Here is a 22,082-nt window from a genome sequence, read left to right as displayed (position 1 = left end):
TGACCCTGACAGTTTGTTCCTGAACCCATGGCAGAGTTCAGCCTTCAAGTTGTTGAGAAAGCCTGATTTTCTGTGGCGCGAAATGGACGGCGCGGTCATCGAAGGCTTTGGTGTCAGCGATCATGCGCAGATAAACGACCGCTCGCGTGCTCATGTGAAAACAACTTTAAGGCGACGAAGGTTCTCTGCGCCGGTTGAGGTTAATGTGCTGCCTGCGGTTGCTGATCGGGCGGAATTCCGCAAATCGGCCATGTTGGTGGATGAAAAGATTGTGATGTCGGGCGCGTCGGGCTGGCGTGCGTTGAATGCGTATCGCTGGGAAAACGAGGCAGAGGACTTTGACCCCGAGGAAAAGCTGCAGGCGTTTTTGCTGGCGTGCCAGAAAAAGAACAAAGGGTCCCAGCTGCCTGTTGAGCAGATATTCCTCGAGAACGATCTGGATTTCGCCGTCGAGTGTCGCAACACGTTCAACTTCTATCATTTCATGGTCGAATCTTTGACCCAGCTGACTGTTCTGGACGAGGTAGGGTTTCAGGGCCGCATTACCTTCCACTACCCCAACAGCGAGGACAAGCGCCGCGACTTCACAAGCGCATTCGTCGAGGCGCTATTCCCGGAATTCGCGGGGCGTGTATTCTTTGAACGTGCGCCGCAGGACTACGGGATGGTTATGACCGCATTCGATTTGACCGTCGCACTGGCCCAGGCTCCGCAGGCCGATGTCGCGGATCTGTCCAAGCTGATGCCAAAAGACGCAGGCGATGATCTTGATCTCAGCACAACTGCAGGCCGCCATCTGTTTAACAGCAATGTGGTCAGTTCCAGCTTGCTTGCGCTTCGTGCCCGCGCCCTGAAAGCGATCGAGGGGCATGATTTCAGCTATCTGCCGAAACGCTTTTATGTCGGGCGGGATATGCGCAACAGCCGCGCACGCCCTGTCGACGGCGAGGCGCAGCTGGTCGAACATCTGGCGCGCTTTGACTTTGAACAGGTCGCGTTCGAGCATTTCACCCCGTTAGAGCAGATCGCCCTGATGGCGCAGGCCGAAGTCATGATCTCATGCCATGGTGCCGGATTTACCAATATGCTCTTCGCTAACAAAGACGCATTGGTGATCGAGCTTGGAACCCTGCAAACCGCGCAAGAACGCTGGAGCGATTTCTGGCCCTTGGCCAATGCGGCGGGTTGTCGGTACATTAGCTTTTTTGCGGATTATAATGCCGAAGACCCTCTGATAGAGCCTAGATTTAATGTCGATGGCATCTTGCCTGTGCGGCTGTCGTCCAAGGGGACCGCGCAAGTGGTGTCGTTTATCGTGTCCGCGCTGGGGCACGCACCGAACATGCCGAACCCCGCCAGCTTGGCACAACTGGTGCGGCGGCTTCTGCGTGCGCGACTGGCGCAGCAAGCCATGACATTGATGGAGGCGCATCAGCCGATGGTGCGCGGGTCGATTGATCTGATGCTGCTTTTGGCGGACTGCCACAAAGACATGGGCGAGACGCAGTCAGAGCTGGTTGTGCTTGAGCAGGCATGCAACCTCGACCCATCCCGCTGGCAAACGCTGATCCGCCTGTTCTGGTGCGCCAATAGCTGCGATCGCCCCGAGGTCATTCGTTGGGCGCTGTCGGTGCTGGAACGTGATTTCCCTAAACGTTACGAGGCGTTTGTGACCAATCACGAGTGGGTTCGCTTCGTCGCATGATTGTGTGAAGGGGCGCGGCCCGCTATGACGGGTGAAACGTAACGCCCCTAGACCGATGAGAGTGCCAGCCCGTGACCAAATCCAAAGTAACTTCCGAAGAGGCGCTTGCCTTCCATCTTGAGCCGACACCAGGCAAGTTCGAGATCTCTGCGACCGTGCCCATGACCACGCAGCGCGATCTGTCTCTGGCCTATTCGCCGGGTGTGGCAGTGCCGTGTGAAGAAATCGCCGCCGATCCGCAGCTGGCCTATGACTACACCAACAAGGGTAATCTGGTCGCTGTTATCTCGAACGGGACGGCGGTTTTGGGGTTGGGTAACCTCGGTGCGCTGGCCTCCAAACCGGTGATGGAGGGCAAGGCGGTTTTGTTCAAACGCTTTGCCGATGTGAACAGCATCGACATCGAGTTGGACACCGAAGACACAGACGCCTTCATCAACGCAGTCAAACTGATGGGCCCGACTTTTGGCGGGATCAACCTTGAAGACATCAAAGCGCCCGAGTGTTTCATCATTGAACAACGCCTGAAGGAAGAAATGGACATTCCCGTCTTCCATGACGACCAGCACGGCACGGCGGTGATCTGTGCGGCGGGCTTGCTGAACGCGCTGAAAATTTCGGGCAAGAAGATCGAGGATGTGCGCATTGTCCTCAACGGGGCAGGGGCGGCGGGCATTGCCTGTCTTGAACTGCTCAAAGCGATGGGCGCGCAGCACAACAACTGTATTATGTGCGACACCAAAGGCGTGATTTATCAGGGTCGGACCGAGGGCATGAACCAGTGGAAGTCCGCCCATGCCGCCACGACCGATGCTCGCAGCCTTGCCGATGCGATGGACGGTGCCGATGTCTTCCTTGGCGTTTCTGTCAAAGGGGCCGTTACGCCCGAGATGGTGGCAAGCATGGCCGACTATCCCGTCATTTTCGCCATGGCCAACCCCGACCCAGAGATTACGCCGGAAGAGGCCCATGCCGTACGCGCCGATGCAATCGTCGCCACAGGCCGTAGTGATTACCCGAACCAAGTGAATAACGTGCTGGGCTTTCCCTATCTCTTCCGCGGGGCGCTCGACATTAACGCCCGTGCGATCAACGACGAGATGAAGATCGCCTGCGCCCATGCCCTTGCCAACCTCGCCCGCGAGGATGTGCCGGATGAAGTGGCGCTGGCTTATGGCAAAAACCTCAGCTTTGGCCGTGATTATATCATTCCCACGCCTTTTGACCCGCGCCTGATCCACACGATTCCGCCTGCGGTTGCGAAGGCGGGCATGGACACAGGTGCTGCCCGCCGCCCGATCATCGATATGGAGGCGTATGAGCAAGGTCTGAAATCCCGCCTTGATCCAACCGCCAACATCATGCGCGGGATCAACGCCCGTGCGCGTGCAAATCAGGCGCGGATGATCTTTGCCGAAGGGGATGACCCGAAGGTGCTGCGTGCCGCCGTGGCCTATCAACGCCAGGGACTGGGCAAAGCCATCGTTGTCGGCCGCAAGGACGATGTGAAGGCAAAGCTCATCGCGGCGGGGCTTGAGGATGCAACACGGGAATTGGAAGTGGTGAACGCCGCCAATACCCAACACCTCGATCTTTATAAATCATATCTTTACGAGCGCCTTCAAAGGCGCGGTTTTGACGGTAAAGACATACACCGTCTGGCCGCCACAGACCGCCACGTCTTTGCCTCGTTGATGTTGGCGCACGGGCATGGTGACGGGCTGGTCACAGGGGCCACACGCAAATCCGCGCATGTGCTGGAGCGGATCAACCACGTCTTTGACGCCAACGCCGAAGGTGGCGCTGCGGGCATTACGGCGGTGCTGCATAAAGGCCGTATCGTTTTGATGGGCGATACGCTGGTGCATGAATGGCCTGATGACAAAGACCTTGCCAATATTGCGGAAAGCGGTGCGCGGGTGGCGCGGCATCTGGGGCTGGAGCCGCGTGTTGCTTTCGTCAGCTTCTCGACCTTCGGCTATCCCGTGTCCGAGCGCGCTGAAAAGATGCACCTTGCGCCAAAGGTGCTGGACGCACGCGGTGTGGATTTCGAATACGAGGGCGAGATGACTGTGGATGTCGCGCTCAATGCCGAGAGCCAGAAGAACTATCCCTTCTCGCGTCTGACGGGGCCTGCGAATATTCTTGTTGTGCCTGCGCGCCACTCGGCCAGTATCTCGGTCAAACTGATGCAAGAAATGGCGGGGGCGACGGTGATTGGGCCGATCCTTACGGGGCTGGATCAGTCGATCCAGATTGCGTCCTCGACCTCGACGACGAATGACATCCTCAACATGGCGATTCTTGCAGCCTGTAAGGTGGGCGGATGATCTGGAACCTCGGCTCGATCAACATCGACAACTTTTACGAGGTTCCACATCTACCCGCTGCGGGTGAAACCCTTGCCGCCCGCAGCTTTGGGTTCGGGCTGGGCGGTAAGGGTGCGAATATGTCTGTCGCGGCGGCGCGGGCGGCGGCCCGTGTGGCGCATATCGGCGCCGTTGGTCCCGACGGGCGTTGGACCCGTGACCGTTTGCTGGAATACGGTGTCGACACGCCCCACATCGCCGAAGTGCAAACCCCAACGGGCCACGCCAACATAGTGGTCGATGCCGCTGGTGAAAACAGCATCGTCCTGTTTCAGGGCGCGAACGTAAAGCTGACCGAGGCGATCATCGGCCAAGCGCTGACCGAGGCGTCACCGCGTGACTATGTCCTGATGCAGAATGAAACCAACGGGCAGGAATATTGCGCGGCCACGGCGCAATCGCTGGGTTTGCGCGTGGTCTATGCCGCCGCTCCCTTTGACGCCGACGCGATTGCGCGGCTGTTGGGTCGGATTGATTTTCTGGTTTTGAACGAAGTCGAGGCCGCGCAGCTGGAGGCCGCGACTGGTAAAACGCTGGATGCGCTGGGCGTGGAGGATGTGGTTGTCACCTTAGGAGCCAAAGGCTGCAAATGGGTCTCTAACACGGGTGAAAAGGCGTTTGACGCCTATCCCGCCGATGCGGTGGACACTACAGGTGCAGGCGACACCTTTACCGGATATCTGGTGGCGGGGTTGGACCGTGGGATGACCACCGAGAACGCGATTGACCTTGCGCTGAAAGCGGGTGCGCTGATGGTCACGCGCCGCGGCACCGCCGATGTGATCCCGGACCTCAAAGAGATCCAGGACCGTTTCGGCATTTAGCCCGCGAAAGGTGCCGCAGATCCCCAAAGCTCGCGCACACGTTGGTCGCGGCCACAGGATTTGCGGTAGGCTTTGTACGCCTTTGCTTTGCTTTTTGGACCAAACCGCGTCAGCACAATTTCGGACTTTTTGGCATAATCCTGATGATAGGCGTCGGCGGGATAGAATTTCGCGGCTCCCAGTACTGGCGTCACCACCTTCTTGCCAAGTGCGGCTTGCGCCTCTGACTTGGCTTTTTCAGCTGCCGCTTTCTGGCCGCCCGTCGCAAAGATTGCGGTGCGGTAGGAGGCGCCACGGTCACAGAACTGCCCGCCCGCGTCTGTCGGATCAACCGAGCGGAAGAATAGGTTCAACAAGGTCGCCGCGCTGACGACATCGGGGTCAAATGTGATTTGCACGGCCTCATAATGGCCTGTCCCGCCCGAGGTCACCTGCTTGTACGTCGGGTTGGCTGTCTTGCCGCCTGCAAAGCCCGATACCGCCTCTTTAACGCCTTTGACCTTTTCAAAATCCGCCTCGACACACCAGAAACACCCGCCCGCAACGGTAAGGGTTTCTGACCCGCCCGCGTGGGACGGAGTTGCCTGTATGAACAGGCCGACGCCGATGAGACCGGCGAGGGTGTAGGCTTTTAGATTGCTTATAATCGACATTTTGCGCTCCTGCTTTTTGGGTATGCTGGCGCGGGTGGGCGCGATGTGCAACGAATGTTTGACCGCCTCACGCGGTGGTGATTACGGTTTACCAGCGGGGCGGGGATGTTACACACCTGCGACTGATAGGGGAGCTGTCTATGCGTATTGCGATGTGGTCGGGGCCACGAAACCTTAGCACGGCGATGATGTACGCCTTTGGCGCACGCGCCGATTTCTCCATCATGGACGAGCCGTTTTATGCGCCCTATCTGGCGGCCACAGGGGCGGATCACCCCATGGCCGAACAGATCATCGCCGCGCATGAGGTCGATCCCGTTGCTGTTGGCCACAAATGCGCCCGCGACGCAGAGACGCCGCATCTGTACATGAAACACATGCCGCATCACATGCTGGAAGGCTTTCCGCTGGATTGGGCCAAGTCCTGCGTGAACGTCCACCTGATCCGCCACCCGGCCCGTGTCATCGCCAGCTACGCCGCCAAGCGCGAGGCACCGACGTTGGAGGACATAGGATTCGTGCAGCAGGCAAAACTGCATGCGCAGATCGGTGGAATCGTCATCGACAGCACGGATATCCGTGCGCAGCCCAAGGTGATGTTACGTCACCTTTGCGATCAAATCGGCCTGCCGTTTGATGAAAATATGCTGTCATGGCCCGCTGGCCCCCGTCCCGAGGACGGTATTTGGGCAGAGCATTGGTACGGATCTGTCCATAAAAGCAATGGCTTCGCGGGAAGAGAGAGCCCGTTGCCAGACGTGCCGTACGATTTGCAGCCCGTGCTGGAAGAGGCGATGCCCCATTATGCGCGGTTACACGCTGTGCGGCTTTCCCCGTGACGTTAACCGAGGCGCTGCTACATGTTCAGCGTTCTTAAATAGTATCTGAGTATCACGTTCTTCGTGAACCGGGTTCCGGTTTGGGTAACGAGTGATGCGGCCCGTGCAAGCAATTGCACGGGCCGTTGTTGTTTTAGCCTTTGACCTTTTTATCACGTGCGGCCAGCAGCTTGAGCCGCAGCGCGTTCAGCTGGATAAAGCCGGCCGCGTCTTTCTGGTCATAAGCACCTGCGTCATCTTCAAATGTCACATGCGCTTCGGAATACAGGCTGTAATCGGACCAGCGGCCAACCGTGCGCACGTGCCCTTTATACAGTTTCAGGCGGACGGTGCCGGTCACATGGGTCTGGCTTGCGTCAATCGCGGCTTGCAGCATTGTGCGTTCGGGCGAGAACCAGAACCCGTTATAGATCAGCTCGGCGTATTGCGGCATCAACTGATCCTTCAGGTGCATCGCGCCACGGTCCAGCGTGATCGATTCGATGCCGCGGTGCGCCTCAAGCAGCAGCGTGCCGCCGGGTGTTTCATAGATACCGCGGGACTTCATGCCGACGAAACGCCCCTCAACCAGATCAAGCCGCCCGCAACCGTGCTTGCCGCCCAGCTCGTTCAGCTTGGTCAGCAGCTCGGCGGGAGAGAGCTTTTCACCGTTGATGGAGACTGCATCGCCACGCTCGAAACCAACCTCGATATATTCAGGCTCGTTCGGGGCATCCTCTGGCGCAACGGTGCGCTGGTACACATATTCAGGTGCATCCACGGCAGGATCTTCCAGAACCAAACCCTCGGACGAGGTATGCAGCAGGTTCGCATCAACCGAAAACGGCGCTTCGCCGCGTTTATCTTTGGCGATCGGGATTTGGTGCGCTTCGGCAAATTCCAGCAGTTTGGTGCGACTGGACAGGTCCCACTCGCGCCATGGCGCAATAACTTTGATGTTGGGATCAAGGGCATAGGCCGCCAACTCGAACCGCACCTGATCGTTGCCTTTGCCAGTCGCGCCGTGGGCAACGGCATCGGCACCCGTCTCATGCGCGATCTCGACCAGTCGTTTGGAAATCAGCGGCCGGGCGATAGAGGTACCCAGCAGGTACAGCCCTTCGTACACAGCATTGGCGCGGAACATGGGGAAAACAAAATCGCGCACAAACTCTTCGCGCACATCTTCGATGTAGATGTCTGATGCGCCCATCATCTCTGCTTTGGCGCGGGCGGGCTCCAGCTCTTCGCCCTGGCCCAGATCGGCGGTGAAGGTGACAACCTCACAACCGTATTCGGTTTGCAGCCATTTCAGAATGATCGAGGTATCGAGGCCACCGGAATAGGCGAGCACAACTTTCTTGGGCGCGGACATGAGGTCTTCCTTTGTCTGGTTTTGCGGGGGAACTACCCGCTTTTATGCCGCACGGCAAGGTTATCGGTTTGATTGACGGGGCTGGCCCGCGTCCCTATCAAAATCAAGCACAACAAAAAGGCGCATGCGGTATGAGCGAAGATTTCCAAATGGGCGCGATCGCCGCGACCCGCGCCATGCGCACGGTGTTTCCCGCGACGCCCTTGCTCAAGAACGAACACCTGTCGGAGCGCTATGGCGCCGAGATTTACCTCAAGCGCGAAGACCTGAGTCCTGTGCGTAGTTACAAACTGCGTGGCGCGTTCAACGCCATGCGCAAGCTGATCCCCCAGCATCAGGTGTTTGTCTGCGCATCAGCGGGCAACCACGCGCAGGGCGTCGCCTTTATGTGCAGTCACTTCGGCGTGCGGGGCGTGATCTTTATGCCTGTCACCACGCCAAAGCAGAAAATCCAGAAGACCAAGATGTTCGGCGGCGACAATATCGAGGTGCGCCTTGTGGGTGACTATTTCGATCAAACGTTGGCTTCGGCACAGGAATTCTGCGCGCAGGAGGGGGCGTATTTCCTGTCTCCTTTCGACGATGACAACGTGATCGAGGGGCAGGCATCGGTCGCGGTCGAGATCGAGGACCAGTTGGGCCGCGTGCCCGATCATATCATTCTGCCTGTGGGCGGCGGTGGCCTGTCTGCGGGCACACGGGCGTTTTTCGGGGACCGCCTTGCCTATACTTATGTTGAGCCTGTTGGCGCGCCCAGCCTTGGTGCCGCGCTGGATAACGGCGCGCCGACTGATGTCTCGCCCATCGACAGCTTTGTGGACGGAGCGGCGGTGGCCAAACTGGGGATGCGCACGTTTGAAAAGCTTAAAGACGCGCAGCGCAGCGACGTGGTACACCTTGAGGAAGACCGCATTTGTGTCAGCATCATCGAAATGCTCAACGTCGAAGGCATCGTTCTGGAACCCGCAGGCGCGTTGAGCATCGAGGCGCTGGGCGAAGTGGCCGACAAGATAAAAGGCAAGACAGTCGTTTGCGTAACCTCTGGCGGGAACTTTGATTTTGAGCGGTTGCCCGAAGTGAAGGAACGCGCACAGCGTTATGCGGGCCTGATCAAATATTTCATCCTGCGCCTGCCGCAACGACCCGGCGCGTTAAAGGACTTTTTGGGGCTGCTGGGGCCGCACGATAACATTACACGGTTCGAGTATATGAAGAAGTCCGCCCGCAACTTCGGCTCTGTCCTGATCGGGATCGAGACGAACGCGCAGGGCAACTTTCCTGCGCTCTTCACCTCGCTTGATGACGCAGGGTTTACCTATACAGATATCACCAATGATGAGACGCTTGCCCAATTCGTGATTTAGGGGATGGCTATGAACGTATCAGGCAAGACAATCGTGATTACAGGCGGGGCCAGTGGCATTGGTGCCGCGATGGCACGGCAGGCTGCGGCAAAGGGTGCAAAGGTCTGCATAGCGGACCTGAACCTTGAGGCGGCCAAAGAAGTCGCGGATGAGATTGGCGGCACGGCTGTCGCCTGTGATGTGACACAGGAAACGCAGATCATTGCCGCCATCGCTGCGGCTGAAGATGCCTATGGTCCCGTCGATATTTTCGTCTCTAATGCGGGCATTGTGCGCGGTGATCCGACCCATGCGGCCTCGGCACCCGATGCGGATTGGGCGCTGAACTGGAACGTGCATGTGATGTCGCATGTCTGGGCGGCGCGGGCGCTACTGCCTGCGATGATTGAACGCGGATCGGGGCATTTTGTGAATGTCGCCTCGGCGGCGGGGTTGCTGAACCAAATCGGTGACGCGGCTTATTCCGCCACCAAACACGCCGCTGTCAGTTTTGCCGAGTCGCTGTTGATCAGCCACGGCGATGACGGGATCGGCGTCAGTGTGGTGTGTCCGCAATATGTCGCCACGCCGTTGCTGGGGCTTGGTGACAGCGATGCCCGTGGCAATTTGCTCACGGCGTCCGATGTGGCAGCTGCTGTTTGGCAGGGGGTCGAGGACGGGACGTTCGTGATCCTGCCGCACCCTGATGTGGGGCAATACAGCGCCCTGCGTGGTGCAAACCCTGCGCGCTGGATCAGTGGTATGCAAAAACTGCGCGGCAAATTGCTGGCGCAGGAAGGCGGGGTGACCATCGAAAACCTGTTCAAGCTGATTTAGCCAGCAACCCGCCATCCAGACCGTCCAGCAACGCCTGTTTGCTTTCATCATAGCTGTCGAGGATCGGAGCCAAGGCGATGCTGTCGGCCCGACCTTCGGCAGCGGCAGTTTCGCCTGTTTGGCACAGGTCGGAAAAAGTCGTGAAGCCAAGGTTCATCGCGCTGCCTTTCAGGGCATGAAGATCGGCGCCCAGTGTTTCGACCTGTGGCGCATCGCGCAACCGTTCGACCATCTCTGACACTTCTTCGATGAAAATCTCGACCACCTCGGCAAAGTCCTCTTCCCCTACTTCATCGCGCAGGTTTGTGATGCGTGGCCAATCTATCATTCACGGTCTCCTCTCGGCACTGGGCCTAGCGCAATTTAGTTAAAGGAGCGTGAGGTCGGCAGGGCTGCCCGCTTCACCTGCTGTTAAGGTCAGGCCGATAAACGGATGCAGCGGTGCAACTGTGTGAAAGCTATATGCCTCTGAAACTGTCTCCCAACCCGGATATGTCCGCCGCTGCGCGTAGCGGTGCGATCGGTCACGTTCTGGTAGTGGATGACAGCAAACTACAGCGCAAGCTGCTGACCCTTGCTTTGAAAAAATGGGGGTTCGACGTGGCCGAAGCCGCAAGCGGTGAAGAAGCGCTTGAAAAGGCAGCGATACAACGCCCCGATCTGGTGCTGAGCGATTGGATGATGCCGGGCATGTCCGGCCTTGATCTGTGCTGTCGCTTTCGGGAAATGGGTGGCGACGATTATACCTATTTCATCCTCCTCACCTCCAAGGTCGACAAGGAAGCCGTGGCGCGGGGGCTGGACAGCGGCGCGGATGACTTCCTGACCAAACCGATTGAGAATAACGAACTGCGCGCCCGCATCACCGCGGGAGAGCGGATATTGGAAATGCAACGCTCGATGGTGCAGGCCAACCGTACGCTTAGCGATACATTGGCCGAATTGCAGCAGCTTTACGATAATATCGACAGTGACTTGCAAGAGGCCAAGAAACTCCAGCAATCCCTGATCAAAGAACGTTTTCGCGCATTGCCCGAAGGCGATCTGTCGCTGATGCTGCGGTCATCGGGGCATGTGGGCGGTGATCTGGTCGGCTTTTTCGAGGCGGGGCCAGAGTATATTGGCCTTTATGCGTTGGATGTGTCGGGGCATGGGATCAGCTCTGCGCTCATGACGGCCCGTCTTGCGGGATATTTGTCCAGCGCGGCACCAGACCAGAATGTCGCCCTGCACAAGGGTGAGGATGGCCAATATGTCCCGCGCTATCCGGACGAAGTGGTCGCTGACCTTAATGCGTTGGTCTTGGACGAAATGGAGACAGAGCATTACTTCACCCTCCTGCTCGCCTTTGTCGAGCGTGCGACGGGTCGCATGGTTGTCTCGCAGGCGGGGCATCCGCATCCGGCAGTACAACGCGCCAGCGGAGAGGTCTCGCAGATGGGGGCGGGCGGGTTCCCCGTGGGTTTATTGGCGGGTGTCTCGTTCGAGCGGTTCGAGCTGAAGCTGAATGCCGGGGACCGTATCCTGATCTTGTCGGACGGGGTGACCGAATGCACCAACCCCGCGGGTCAGATGCTGGAGGAAAACGGCCTTGCCCACCTGATGAAACAGCTGGAGGACGTGCGCGGCCCCGCCTTCCTTGAGGCACTGATGTGGCGACTGACGGAATTCAACGGATCGGATGAATTCGACGATGATGTTTCGGCGATCCTGTTTGAGTATCAGGGCCGCCCTGCCACATAGGCCTCCATGAACATGCGATCCCCGTCATTGCCCAAGGCGGCGATGGCATCGTCGGCGTCAAGGATCAGCGTTTCATGATGCGGCTCTGTCGGCGGGTGCAGCTGGCGCGTCGGGCGGGCCACATAGATATGACAGATCTTTTCGGCCCACAGGTCGTATTCAGGCATGAACACAAATCTGCGGAACGCGCCCAGACGGCGGGGCTGCGCGATGGACCAGCCGATCTCCTCGCGGACCTCGCGGTACAGCGCCCGCAGCGGGCTTTCACCCGGATCAACGCCACCGCCGGGCAGCTGGATGTCAAAGTTCGATGACGCATCCGCCGTGATTAAGAACCGCCGCCCGATGGGCAAAATCGCATAGGCCCCGGGCCGCATTTTATAGCGTCGGTTGCGCTTCGGCCATTCGCCTATCCGTCTGATCATCACACTGCCCCTTTTTCCCGCCGCTTGCTCACCCTACATAGGCGCGGTATGCATGCGCCTTCGCGGACAGGATAGAGTATAATGACAAACGATCACAGCACCACTTGGGACGATACTGTCCTGCCCTTCCAGCTGGATAACTCAGACATTCGCGGGCGGATTGCGCGCCTTGATACGGCGCTGGGCGGTATCCTGCGCCAGCACAACTACCCCCCGCAGGTGGAGGCATTGGTGGCCGAGATGGCTGTGCTGACCGCGCTGATTGGCCAGACGATTAATCTGCGCTGGAAGCTGCAATTGCAGGTCCAGTCCAAAGGTCCCGTGCGCATGATTGCGACAGATTACTACGGCCCCGAAACCGAAGGCGGCCCTGCCCGTATCCGCGCCTACGCCAGCTACGACGAAGACCGCTTAACCGATGGCGCCCCGATTGATCAGGTGGGCGATGGTTATTTCGCGCTGATGATCGACCAAGGCGCGGGCATGACCCCCTACCAAGGCATCGCACCCCTGTCCTCTGAAAGCCTGTCGAAATCCGCCGAAGGGTATTTCGCCCAGTCCGAGCAACTGCCAACACGGTTCGAGCTGAGCTTTGGCAAATCCACCACCGCCGACGCGGAAGAACACTGGCGTGCAGGTGGCGTGATGTTGCAGCACATGCCCAAAGCCTCGCCTTTTGCGGCCCAGGCCGAAGGGACGGGCGAGACCCTCAAGCCCGTTGATCTGCTGGGCGAGGATGAGCAGGAGAACTGGCACCGCGTGAACGTTTTGCTCGACACTGTTGATGATCTGGAACTGATCGGCCCCACGCTGGAACCGTCCAGCGTTCTTTTGCGGTTGTTCCACGAAGAAGCGCCGCGTGTTTTCGACAAACAGCGCGTACATTTCGGCTGTACCTGCTCCGAAGATCGCGTACGGCAAAGCCTGTCGATCTATTCCGCGCAGGATATCGAATCGATGACCACGGATGACGGTCGTGTGACTGCCGATTGTCAGTTTTGTGGCGCGCATTATGACCTTGATCCTGCTTCGGTAGGGTTTGACGCTGAACCTGATGCGTGACCGGATTGACCATTTTCGCAACGCGTTGGCGCAGACGGGTGTCGGATCTTCAGACTTTGATCTGAACCCCGATACGGTCCTGCCAGCGGGGCGCAAACTCCGCCCCGCTGCCGTTCTTGCCCCAATTACCGAGACGGCAAATGGCCTCAGCCTTTTGCTTACGAAACGTTCTGCCGCGCTCAAGCATCATCCGGGTCAGATCGCTTTTCCGGGCGGTAAACAGGATGAAGGCGACGCCGACCTTGTCGCCACCGCGCTGCGCGAAGCGGATGAGGAAATCGGCCTGCCGCCTGCCTCGGTCGAGGTATTGGGCACGCTGCCGCCGCATGAAACCGTGACCAGTTTTCACGTGACCCCTGTGATCGGATTTGTGACAGCGCCGTTTACGATGAAACCCGAACCGGGTGAGGTCGACGAAGTCTTTGCCGTGCCGCTGGACCACGTTCTGAACCCCGACAACTATATCATCCAATCGCGGCGCTGGCGTGGGCAGATGCGGCGATATTTCGTGGTGCCTTACGGACCCTATTACATCTGGGGTGCAACTGCGCGTATGCTGCGCGCATGGACCGAGATTACTCAAAACTAAGCGCCGATGACGCGCCATGGCTGGCCGAGCCTTCGGCGCGGGCAGTATGCAAAGCGATTGCCGCAGGCGGGCACGACATTTTCTATGTCGGCGGGTGCGTGCGCAACGCGCTGTTGGGCGCGCCTGTGTCCGACGTTGATATGGCCACCAGCGCCACACCGGACGAGGTTACCGCACTTGCGCAGGCGGCGGGCCTGAAGCCGATCCCCACGGGAATTGACCATGGCACGATCACCGTGGTGTCCGCAGGCACACCCTATGAGGTCACGACCTTCCGCCGCGATGTCGCCACCGATGGCCGCCGTGCCGTGGTCGCGTTTTCCAAAGACATCGCCGACGATGCCCGCCGCCGTGATTTCACGATGAACGCGCTCTATGCCACTGCGTCGGGCGAAGTGATTGATCCGCTGGGCGGCATCCCCGACCTGATAGCCCGCCGCGTCGTGTTTATCGAAGATGCCGCGCAACGCATCCGCGAAGACTACTTGCGGACCTTGCGCTATTTTCGGTTCCACGCATGGTATGGCGATCCATCCGAAGGGTTGAATGCTGATGCTCTGGCGGCAGTATCCGCGAATTTGGACGGGTTAGAGACGCTTTCGGCCGAGCGTGTCGGCACAGAGATGCGCAAGCTGCTGAGTGCGGACGATCCCTCCACTGCGCTGGGCGCGATGGCGCAGACGGGGGTGTTGCAGGCGCTTATCACAGGTGCCGACATCCGCTTTGTGCTGATGATGGTGCATGGCGAAAATGTCATTGGAACGCGGCCTGACTGGGTGGGTCGGCTTGTCGCTTTGGGCGGGGAGGACGTGCCAACACGTCTCAGGCTCAGCCGTGCTGAGACGCGGAAATACGACCTGGTAAAAAGCGCCGCTTATGATGGAATGTCTTTGTTAGAGACTTCTTTTGAGCATGGCACAGAAATCGCAACTCAAGCGTATCTGTTGCAATCTGCCCTATCCGAGACACCCCCCCAAGCCGAGATGATGGCCCGTATCACTCACGCCGCCGAGCAGAAATTCCCTGTCACAGCCGCCGATCTGATGCCCGAATTTCAAGGGCCGGCCCTTGGTACCAGACTGGCGGACCTCAAGGCTGCGTGGATCGCCTCTGGCTTCGCTTTAACTAAATCGCAGCTTCTGATCCTGCCTGCGCCCTAGCCCATAAAAGGCCACTCGCATGTTCCGCTTTTTCGAAAACCTGATCGATCCTTATGTGGACTACCCCAAGGAAGACCGCCCGCCGCGCGATCTGTGGTCGTTCTTTATGGGCTACAGCCAACCGTTCAAAAAGGTCTTCGCCGTCACGGCCTTCATGTCGATTGTCGTTGCCGCGATCGAGGTCGTGCTGATCTATTACATGGGCCGTGTGATTGACCTGTTGAACCAAGGCCCCGAAGACATGTGGTCCCGCCACGGGACCGAGTTGATCATCGTGGCTTTTGCCATCATCTTTATCCGGCCGATCTTTCAGGCGATTGACGTGGCGCTGATCAGTAACGCGATTTTGCCCAACTTTGGCACGCTCATCCGTTGGCGGGCGCATCGGCAGGTGTTGCGGCAGTCTGTGGGCTGGTTTGAGAACGACTTTGCCGGCCGTATTGCCAACCGCATCATGCAGACACCCCCCGCCGCGGGCGAAGTGGTTTTTCAGGCCTTTGATGCGATCTCGTTCGCGCTGGCTTATCTGATTGGTGCCGCGATTTTGCTGACATCGTCTGACCCGCGTCTGCTGGTGCCGTTGCTTGTCTGGTTCGTGGTCTATTTGATGCTCTCGCGCTGGGCGCTGCGGCGGATCGGGCCTGCGTCCAAAGAGGCATCCGATGCGCGTTCGGCCGTGACGGGGAGAGTGGTGGATGCCTATACGAACATCCATTCCGTCAAGATGTTCGCGCACCACGACCGTGAAGAGCTGTATGCAAAAGAGGCGATTGAGGAAGCCCGCCGCACTTTCCAGATCGAGCAGCGGATTTACACCAAGATGGACTTCGCTTTGGTTGCCTTGAACGGTTTGCTGATTGTCGGTGTCGTCGGTTGGGCGCTGGCGCTTTGGCTGGTGGGAGAGGCGAGCGTGGGCACGGTTGCCGCCGCCGCGACGCTGACGCTACGGCTCAATTCCATGACTGCGTGGATCATGTGGGCGCTGTCAGCCTTCTTCCGTCAGCTTGGCGTGGTGGCCGAAGGGATGGAGACGATTGCCCAGCCGATCACATTGGTCGACGCGGATGATGCAAAGCCGCTGGCTCTCACCCACGGGCGGATCGAGATGCAGGCCTTGACCCATCATTATGGTCGCACGTCGGGGGGGCTTGATGCCGTTGATCTGGTGATTGAGCCGGGCCAAAAGGTCGGTTTGATCGGGCGGTCGGGGGCGGGGAAATCGACCCTACTCAAGCTACTTTTGCGGTTTTATGACGCGGATTCCGGCACGATCAGGATTGATGGTCAGGACGTCACGCAAGTGACCCAAGACAGCCTGCGCCGTCAGATCGGGATGGTGCAACAAGACAGCGCGCTGCTGCACCGCTCGGTCATGGAGAACATCCGCTATGGCCGTCCCGACGCCTCTGAAGCGGAGGCAATAGCGGCGGCGGTTCAGGCCGAAGCGCATGAATTTATCGAAGGGTTGCAAGACCCCGAAGGCAACACCGGCTATGCCTCCCGCGTGGGCGAACGGGGCGTGAAGTTGTCGGGTGGACAACGCCAGCGCATCACCTTGGCCCGCGTTATCCTGAAGGACGCGCCGATCCTGTTGCTGGACGAAGCGACAAGCGCGCTGGATAGCGAAGTCGAGGCGGCGATTCAGAAAACACTCTACGGGATGATGCAGGGCAAGACGGTGATAGCGATTGCACACCGCCTGTCCACGATTGCGCGGATGGACCGTATTTTGGTGCTGGACGAAGGCCGCATTGTCGAAGACGGGACGCATGACGCGCTTTTGGCGGCGGGCGGGCTATATGCTCAGTTCTGGGCACGCCAATCCGGCGGGTTCTTGCAGACCGAGGAAGATGACGCGTGAATTTCGGCAACTGGATCGACCCTTTTCGCCCCGCTGAGGGGCCGCCGCCACAAACCCTGGGCGCGTTCATGCGTTGGTGTTTGTCGGGTGCGTGGCCTGCGCTGTGGCTGGCGGCCGCATTATCCGCGATAGCTGGCGCGTTAGAGGCAGGGACCGCGATGATCCTTGGCTGGGTGATTGACGCAACCGTCGCCAGCGGACCAGATGCGTTTTTCGACGGGAGCAACACGGCGACGATTGTGCTGGCTATCGGGTTTTTTCTAATTGCGCGGCCTTTGTTCTTTGGCCTGTCTGCGGGGGCGAATGCGATTATCGTGCAGCCGAATGTGAACCCGCTGGTGCTGTCGCGGCTGCATCGCTGGTCGTTGGGGCAGAATGTCAGCTTCTTTGACGATGACTTCGCGGGCCGCATCGCGCAAAAGCAGATGCAGGCGGCGCGGGCGGTGACGGATGTCGCCTCTGAAGTGATTAATGTGGTGGCCTTTGCGCTGGCGTCTCTTGTCGGCTCGGTCCTGTTGTTGACGGCGATCAACGGCTGGGTTGCTGTGGGGCTGGCGGTTTGGTTGTGTCTCTATTTTGCACTGATCAACTGGTTTCTGCCGCGCATCCGTGCGCGATCGGCAGCGCGGGCGGGTGCGCGGGCGATGGTGTCGGGGCAGGTCGTGGACACGATCACCAACATCAAAACGGTCAAACTGTTTGCCCATGATGACCACGAAGACCGCGCCGCCTTGGGCGCGATGAACGGTTTTCGCACTCGCGCGTTGGAGTTCGGCTATCTGGCCGCCGGTTTCCGTTTCGCGTTGATGAGCCTTGCGGGCATTCTCCCGGTTCTGCTGATCGGGGCCACCGTGCTGCTGTGGCAAAACGGTATGGCCACGGCAGGTGACATCGCGGCGGCGGGCGCCATCTCGATCCGCATTGCACAGATGACGGGTTGGGTGAGTTTCACGCTGATGGCGATCTACTCGAATATTGGTGAGGTCGAGGACGGCATGCGCACCCTCACCCCGCGCACGCGATTGGAAGACGCTGCAGATGCGCAGATGCTGGATGCCGCAAATGGTGAGGTGAAGATCGAGGATCTGCAATTTGCCTACGGCCGTCAAACGGGCGGGATCGAGTGTATTGATCTGACGATTGCAGCCGGTGAAAAGTTGGGTGTTGTGGGCGCGTCTGGTGCGGGTAAATCGACGTTGGTGTCCCTGCTGCTGCGGCTATATGAGCCTGAACAGGGTCGCATTTCGATCGACGGGCAGAACATCAACGCCGTCACACAGCAAAGCCTGCGCCGCGCGATTGCGATGGTCACGCAGGAAACCGCGATGTTCAACCGCTCGGCCCGTGACAACATTTTGTACGGCCGTCCCGACGCGAGCGAAGACGACATGATTGCCGCCGCCAAACAGGCCGAGGCGCATGACTTTATTCTTGAGCTTGAGGATAACAAAGGCCGCACGGGATATGACGCCCATCTGGGCGAGCGTGGCGTGAAGCTGTCTGGCGGGCAGCGCCAGCGGATCGCCCTTGCCCGTGCGATCATCAAAGACGCGCCGATTTTGATTCTGGACGAAGCGACAAGTGCGCTGGACAGTGAGGTAGAGGCCGCGATCCAATCCGCGCTGGACCGTGTGATGGAGGGCAAGACCGTGCTGGCCATCGCGCACCGCCTGTCCACTCTGCGGGAAATGGACAGGATCATCGTTCTGGATCAGGGCCGCATCGCCGAGGCGGGCACCCATGATGCGCTTTTGGCGATGAAGGGCCTTTATGCGGGTTACTGGGATCGGCAGTCAGGCGGCTTTCTGGATGTGAAGGCAGCGGAATAGGGGCTGGCGAGATTGGCCCGGCACCGCTATGGCGGGGGCATGACAGAATTTCGCATTACACGTTTGGGCCAATACGGTGACGGGATCGCCGAAGGGCCGGTCTTTGCCCCGATGACATTGCCGGGGGAAGTGGTGACAGGCACGCTTGACGGTGCGAACCTGCGCGACATCAAGATTGTCACGCCGTCGGAGGATCGTGTCGCCGCACCGTGCCGACATTTCAAATCCTGCGGTGGATGCCAGATGCAGCATGCGGCGGACCCGCTGGTGGCCGCGTGGAAAACCCAGATCGTCGAGCAAGCCTTGGCCGCGCAGGGTATTCATACTGACATCCGCCCCATCGTCACCTCGCCTGCGCAATCGCGCCGCCGCGCGACCTTTGCCGCACGGCGGACCAAGAAGGGGTCGATGTCGGGCTTTCATGGCCGCGCTTCTGACACGGTGGTCGAGATTCCCGATTGCCAGTTGGTAGAGCCCGAGCTGCTGGCAGCTCGCAGCATCGCAGAAGAGCTGGCCGAAATTGGCGGTAGCCGCAAGGCGACGCTGGCGGTGACTGTCACAACCTCCCGGGTCGGGCTGGACGTGCAGGTGAGTGGTGGCAAACCGATTGACGGGCAGTTGCGGATCACGCTTGCTGCCGTTTGTGATACCCGTGGCCTTGCACGGCTGACGTGGGAGGATGAAGTCATCGCCCAACGCGCCCCGCCTGTGCAGCGGTTCAGCAATGCCGATGTCTGCCCGCCCCCCGGTGCGTTCATGCAGGCAACCGCCCACGGCGAAGCGCATCTGCTGGCCGCTGTTCAAGAAGCGGTTCAGGGCCGTAAGCGGGTGATTGATCTATTCGCAGGCTGTGGCACCTTCACGCTGCCCCTCGCCAAAGACGCCGAGGTTTGGGCGGTTGAGGGCGAGGCTGCGATGGTTGAAGCTTTGGATAAGGGCTGGCGCATGGCGCAAGGTCTCAAGACGGTCACACACACGGCGCGTGATCTGTACCGTCGCCCGCTGTTGCCTGATGAGTTCTACAAATACGATGCTGTTGTGATGGACCCGCCCCGCGCAGGTGCAGAGGCACAAACATCCGAAATCATCCGCTCGGACACAAAGCGTGTTGCCTATGTCTCGTGTAACCCTGTGACCTTTGCGCGGGACGTGGCGCAAATGATTGCCGGCGGTTTTACGCTGGATTGGGTGCAGCCGGTGGACCAATTCCGCTGGTCGTCACATGTGGAGCTTGCAGCGCAACTTTCCCGCTAGAATTTGCCCGTTTCCTAAAATTGACGTCTTTGTGATGCGCCTATTTGTTGTTATAAGTGTAGATAACAATAGTCCGATAACGGATAGAGGCGGCAGTGAAATGAAACGTAGACATCTTATTTTGGGTGGCGCAGCAGTCGCGACTCTTGGCGCGTGTTCCCCGAGCAAGTTCAAGCGATACAACGGACCCGAGGTGACCGGTGTTGTGGTCAACAAGGGTGAGCGGAAGATGTATCTGCTCAACGACCAGCGCGTGTTGAAAGAATACGACATCTTTCTGGGCTTTGCCCCCGAAGGCCATAAAGAGATCGAAGGCGATGGAAAAACGCCAGAGGGCCTGTACCGGATCGACCGCCGCAATCCCAACAGCCGTTTCCATCTGTCTTTGGGCATCTCATATCCCAACGCGCAGGACATCGCGCACGCGCGTAGCCTTGGAAAATCACCGGGCGGCGAGATTTTCATCCACGGTCAGCGGCACTTTATGCGGCTGGACAAGGATGATTGGACATGGGGATGTATTTCCGTGTCCAACAAAGAGATGGAGCGTATTTACGCAATGATCAAAGACGGCACGCCCATCGCGATCAATCCTTGAGACAAAGGGCTGGGGGCCGTTAGGTCCCCAATACCATCGTCCACCAGACTTTGCCGTTTTCTTCTTGATACCAAGAAAAGCCCATGCGCCGTGCATCGGGTGACATGATAATGCGGCGGGTGTCGGTTTGTGACATCCACGCGCCCAGCGTTTCCAGATCTGTCTCGTATGTTTCCGAGATAACTTCGCCGACCAGCGTGCCGGCAAATCCGACGCGGCGGATGCGGTCGACGGGGGATGACCCGTCCGAGCCAAAGTGCCACGGGCGGTTCTGAACTTGCATATCGCGGGAATGAGTCGCCGCCGCCGCAGTCAGTTGCGAGTCGAGCTGGAGCGGGGTCAAACCGGACGCGCTGCGCAGCGAATTGACCGAATCAAGCATACGGAACGGAATCTTTTCAGCTTCGCGGGTGCCGATTTTATAGGCACGCGGCAATGGCTTACCATCCGCCCCAAGGGTCGATCCGGCAGGCTGACAAGCTGCTAAGCCAATGATGCTAATAAACAAAACAGTGATAAGACGGATCATTAAGCCACTCCAAGCCTTTAAGACGTGATGTCGGCATACATGCTGTCGTGCAACAGATCAAACTCACTTCGGCGTGAATCCCCCAACTCACAGGGGTTTGAATTGAAAACGTGTCTTTAGAGCAATATATCAGCCTCAAACCCGCAAATAGCTGGAGAATTATTATGTCTAACACTGAATTTAAGCTGAGTTCGCGCCGCGGGTTCCTTGCCGGGACCGCTGCGATGATCGCATCACCTGCGCTGGCGCAGACCACGTCCGACGTGAACAGCACCGCCACCACACAGGTCGAGCGTGACGTAACAGAAAGCGTCAAGCGCAACATTTCGAGCTTTCGCACGCTGAGCTGGGAACCTTACTTTGATAACACGAAGAAAGGCGCGATCCTTGTAGATATCGACAGCCGTGCCGTTCACTACTGGTCCGAAGACCAGAGCATCTACAAACTGTATCCGTCCAGTGTTCCGCTGACGCAGGATTTGACACGCCGTGGCCGTACCCGCGTCATTCTGAAAGACCCCAAGCCAAGCTGGCGCCCGACCCCATCCATGGTCGAGCGTAACCCCGACTGGCCACCGTTTATCGGCCCTGGTCCTGAAAACCCGCTGGGGACGCGGTCGCTGCACCTTAGCTGGACCTATTACCGCATCCACGGCACGCACGACACGCGCAAGATCGGGCGGAAATCATCCAACGGTTGTATCGGTCTGTACAACGAGCACATCGAAGAGCTTTTCGAGATGGCACAAGTTGGCACACAAGTGTTGCTAATTTGACGACACCATGACGGTTTTGATGGCAGTCTCGCTAATGTTTGTTTCAATCTGTCATCATATGCTGTTTAGAAAAAGTCACGAGGTAAGTGTTCGGCGTGCTTCGTGCTGAGAAACATGACACGCCATCTTCTGGAGGTTATTACTATGAAAAAACTCGTTCTCGCCGCTGCTCTGACAGCTGCCGCTTCTTCCGCATCCGCCGGCTCGCTGGCTGATCCGATCATCGAAGCACCAGTCATTGTTGAAGAAGCAACAAGCTCTTCAGCAGGCGTACTGGTTCCACTGCTGCTGCTCGTTCTCGTTGCAGCCGCTCTGGCCGACTAAGCTATAGT

At 58.7% G+C, this 22,082-nt stretch carries 21 protein-coding genes; 16 read left to right on the top strand and 5 right to left on the bottom strand.

The genetic code is table 11. The features are described from left to right. Positions 1-52: 52 nt before the first annotated feature. The 3 genes from ABMC88_RS07705 (at position 53) to ABMC88_RS07695 (ending at position 4,898) form a co-directional block, all read left to right on the top strand. Positions 53-1,705, top strand: coding sequence for a glycosyltransferase family 61 protein (locus ABMC88_RS07705; RefSeq protein WP_349576281.1), 1,653 nt, complete (start codon positions 53-55; stop codon positions 1,703-1,705). A 71-nt stretch (positions 1,706-1,776) separates the two neighbouring features. Beyond that, positions 1,777-4,035 (top strand): NADP-dependent malic enzyme, encoded by a 2,259-nt coding sequence (locus ABMC88_RS07700; protein ID WP_349576280.1) that lies wholly within the window; start codon positions 1,777-1,779, stop codon positions 4,033-4,035. Continuing rightward, complete coding sequence (locus ABMC88_RS07695) at positions 4,032-4,898, top strand: ribokinase (RefSeq protein ID WP_349576279.1); 867 nt, start codon at positions 4,032-4,034, stop codon at positions 4,896-4,898. The genes ABMC88_RS07700 and ABMC88_RS07695 overlap by 4 nt, the downstream gene beginning before the upstream one ends. Here ABMC88_RS07695 and msrA read toward each other — a convergent pair. Further along, entirely contained in the window at positions 4,895-5,551 is a 657-nt protein-coding gene (msrA, locus tag ABMC88_RS07690) for a peptide-methionine (S)-S-oxide reductase MsrA (RefSeq protein WP_349576278.1), read from the bottom strand. The genes ABMC88_RS07695 and msrA overlap by 4 nt on opposite strands. Positions 5,552-5,691: 140 nt before the next feature. Here msrA and ABMC88_RS07685 point away from each other — a divergent pair, with 140 nt between their 5' ends. Then, entirely contained in the window at positions 5,692-6,390 is a 699-nt protein-coding gene (locus ABMC88_RS07685) for a sulfotransferase-like domain-containing protein (protein ID WP_349576277.1), read from the top strand. Between the two features lie 133 nt (positions 6,391-6,523). On the opposite strand, the gene ABMC88_RS07680 is transcribed toward ABMC88_RS07685, so the two are convergent. Next, a complete protein-coding gene (locus ABMC88_RS07680) occupies positions 6,524-7,744 on the bottom strand; it encodes an argininosuccinate synthase (protein WP_349576276.1) in 1,221 nt (406 codons plus the stop codon). A 131-nt stretch (positions 7,745-7,875) separates the two neighbouring features. On the opposite strand from ABMC88_RS07680, the gene ilvA reads away from it, so the two are divergent. Then, a complete protein-coding gene (gene ilvA / locus ABMC88_RS07675) occupies positions 7,876-9,108 on the top strand; it encodes a threonine ammonia-lyase IlvA (RefSeq protein WP_349576275.1) in 1,233 nt (410 codons plus the stop codon). A gap of 9 nt (positions 9,109-9,117) precedes the next feature. Continuing rightward, entirely contained in the window at positions 9,118-9,924 is an 807-nt protein-coding gene (locus tag ABMC88_RS07670) for an SDR family NAD(P)-dependent oxidoreductase (protein WP_349576274.1), read from the top strand. On the opposite strand, the gene ABMC88_RS07665 is transcribed toward ABMC88_RS07670, so the two are convergent. Continuing rightward, positions 9,911-10,252, bottom strand: a complete 342-nt coding sequence (locus ABMC88_RS07665) for an Hpt domain-containing protein (RefSeq protein ID WP_349576273.1) — start codon at positions 10,250-10,252, stop codon at positions 9,911-9,913. The two genes, ABMC88_RS07670 and ABMC88_RS07665, sit on opposite strands and share 14 nt — an antisense overlap. Before the next feature lie 134 nt (positions 10,253-10,386). Here ABMC88_RS07665 and ABMC88_RS07660 point away from each other — a divergent pair, with 134 nt between their 5' ends. Continuing rightward, on the top strand, positions 10,387-11,667 hold the full coding sequence (locus tag ABMC88_RS07660) for a PP2C family protein-serine/threonine phosphatase (protein WP_349576272.1): 1,281 nt from the start codon (positions 10,387-10,389) through the stop codon (positions 11,665-11,667). Here ABMC88_RS07660 and ABMC88_RS07655 read toward each other — a convergent pair. Then, positions 11,646-12,092, bottom strand: a complete 447-nt coding sequence (locus ABMC88_RS07655) for an NUDIX domain-containing protein (RefSeq protein ID WP_349576271.1) — start codon at positions 12,090-12,092, stop codon at positions 11,646-11,648. The genes ABMC88_RS07660 and ABMC88_RS07655 overlap by 22 nt on opposite strands. 81 nt (positions 12,093-12,173) lie before the next feature. Here ABMC88_RS07655 and hslO point away from each other — a divergent pair, with 81 nt between their 5' ends. The 7 genes from hslO to ABMC88_RS07620 all read left to right on the top strand — a co-directional run bounded on the left by hslO (position 12,174) and on the right by ABMC88_RS07620 (position 20,445). Next, positions 12,174-13,154 carry an Hsp33 family molecular chaperone HslO gene (hslO, locus tag ABMC88_RS07650; protein WP_349576270.1) on the top strand — a complete coding sequence of 327 codons (981 nt, stop codon included), beginning with the start codon at positions 12,174-12,176 and terminating at the stop codon, positions 13,152-13,154. Next, entirely contained in the window at positions 13,147-13,743 is a 597-nt protein-coding gene (locus tag ABMC88_RS07645; protein ID WP_349576269.1) for a CoA pyrophosphatase, read from the top strand. The genes hslO and ABMC88_RS07645 overlap by 8 nt, the downstream gene beginning before the upstream one ends. Further along, entirely contained in the window at positions 13,719-14,903 is a 1,185-nt protein-coding gene (locus tag ABMC88_RS07640; protein WP_349576268.1) for a CCA tRNA nucleotidyltransferase, read from the top strand. Before ABMC88_RS07645 ends, ABMC88_RS07640 begins: the two co-directional genes overlap by 25 nt. 19 nt (positions 14,904-14,922) lie before the next feature. Next, the gene (locus ABMC88_RS07635; RefSeq protein ID WP_349576267.1) at positions 14,923-16,764 is read left to right on the top strand and encodes an ABC transporter ATP-binding protein; all 1,842 of its coding nucleotides are present in this window, start codon (positions 14,923-14,925) and stop codon (positions 16,762-16,764) included. Next, positions 16,761-18,593 carry an ABC transporter ATP-binding protein gene (locus tag ABMC88_RS07630; protein ID WP_349576266.1) on the top strand — a complete coding sequence of 611 codons (1,833 nt, stop codon included), beginning with the start codon at positions 16,761-16,763 and terminating at the stop codon, positions 18,591-18,593. The genes ABMC88_RS07635 and ABMC88_RS07630 overlap by 4 nt, the downstream gene beginning before the upstream one ends. A 39-nt stretch (positions 18,594-18,632) precedes the next feature. Beyond that, positions 18,633-19,847 (top strand): class I SAM-dependent RNA methyltransferase, encoded by a 1,215-nt coding sequence (locus ABMC88_RS07625; protein WP_349576265.1) that lies wholly within the window; start codon positions 18,633-18,635, stop codon positions 19,845-19,847. Positions 19,848-19,947: 100 nt separating this feature from the next. Then, positions 19,948-20,445 (top strand): L,D-transpeptidase family protein, encoded by a 498-nt coding sequence (locus ABMC88_RS07620; protein WP_349576264.1) that lies wholly within the window; start codon positions 19,948-19,950, stop codon positions 20,443-20,445. Positions 20,446-20,464: 19 nt separating this feature from the next. Here ABMC88_RS07620 and dalA read toward each other — a convergent pair whose 3' ends face one another. Continuing rightward, a complete protein-coding gene (dalA, locus tag ABMC88_RS07615) occupies positions 20,465-20,974 on the bottom strand; it encodes a divisome-associated lipoprotein DalA (protein WP_349576263.1) in 510 nt (169 codons plus the stop codon). 164 nt (positions 20,975-21,138) lie between these two features. Here dalA and ABMC88_RS07610 point away from each other — a divergent pair, with 164 nt between their 5' ends. Together ABMC88_RS07610 and ABMC88_RS07605 are read left to right on the top strand one after the other, a co-directional pair. Beyond that, complete coding sequence (locus tag ABMC88_RS07610) at positions 21,139-21,750, top strand: L,D-transpeptidase (RefSeq protein ID WP_349576262.1); 612 nt, start codon at positions 21,139-21,141, stop codon at positions 21,748-21,750. A 144-nt stretch (positions 21,751-21,894) separates the two neighbouring features. Continuing rightward, entirely contained in the window at positions 21,895-22,074 is a 180-nt protein-coding gene (locus ABMC88_RS07605; RefSeq protein WP_349576261.1) for a hypothetical protein, read from the top strand. The last annotated feature ends 8 nt before the right edge of the window (positions 22,075-22,082 follow it).

The sequence above is a fragment of the Sulfitobacter aquimarinus genome (genome assembly GCF_040149565.1).
Classification (GTDB): domain Bacteria; phylum Pseudomonadota; class Alphaproteobacteria; order Rhodobacterales; family Rhodobacteraceae; genus Sulfitobacter; species Sulfitobacter aquimarinus.
The sequence above is the reverse complement of the archived record's forward strand: the minus strand, read 5'-3'. Positions and strand labels throughout refer to the sequence as shown.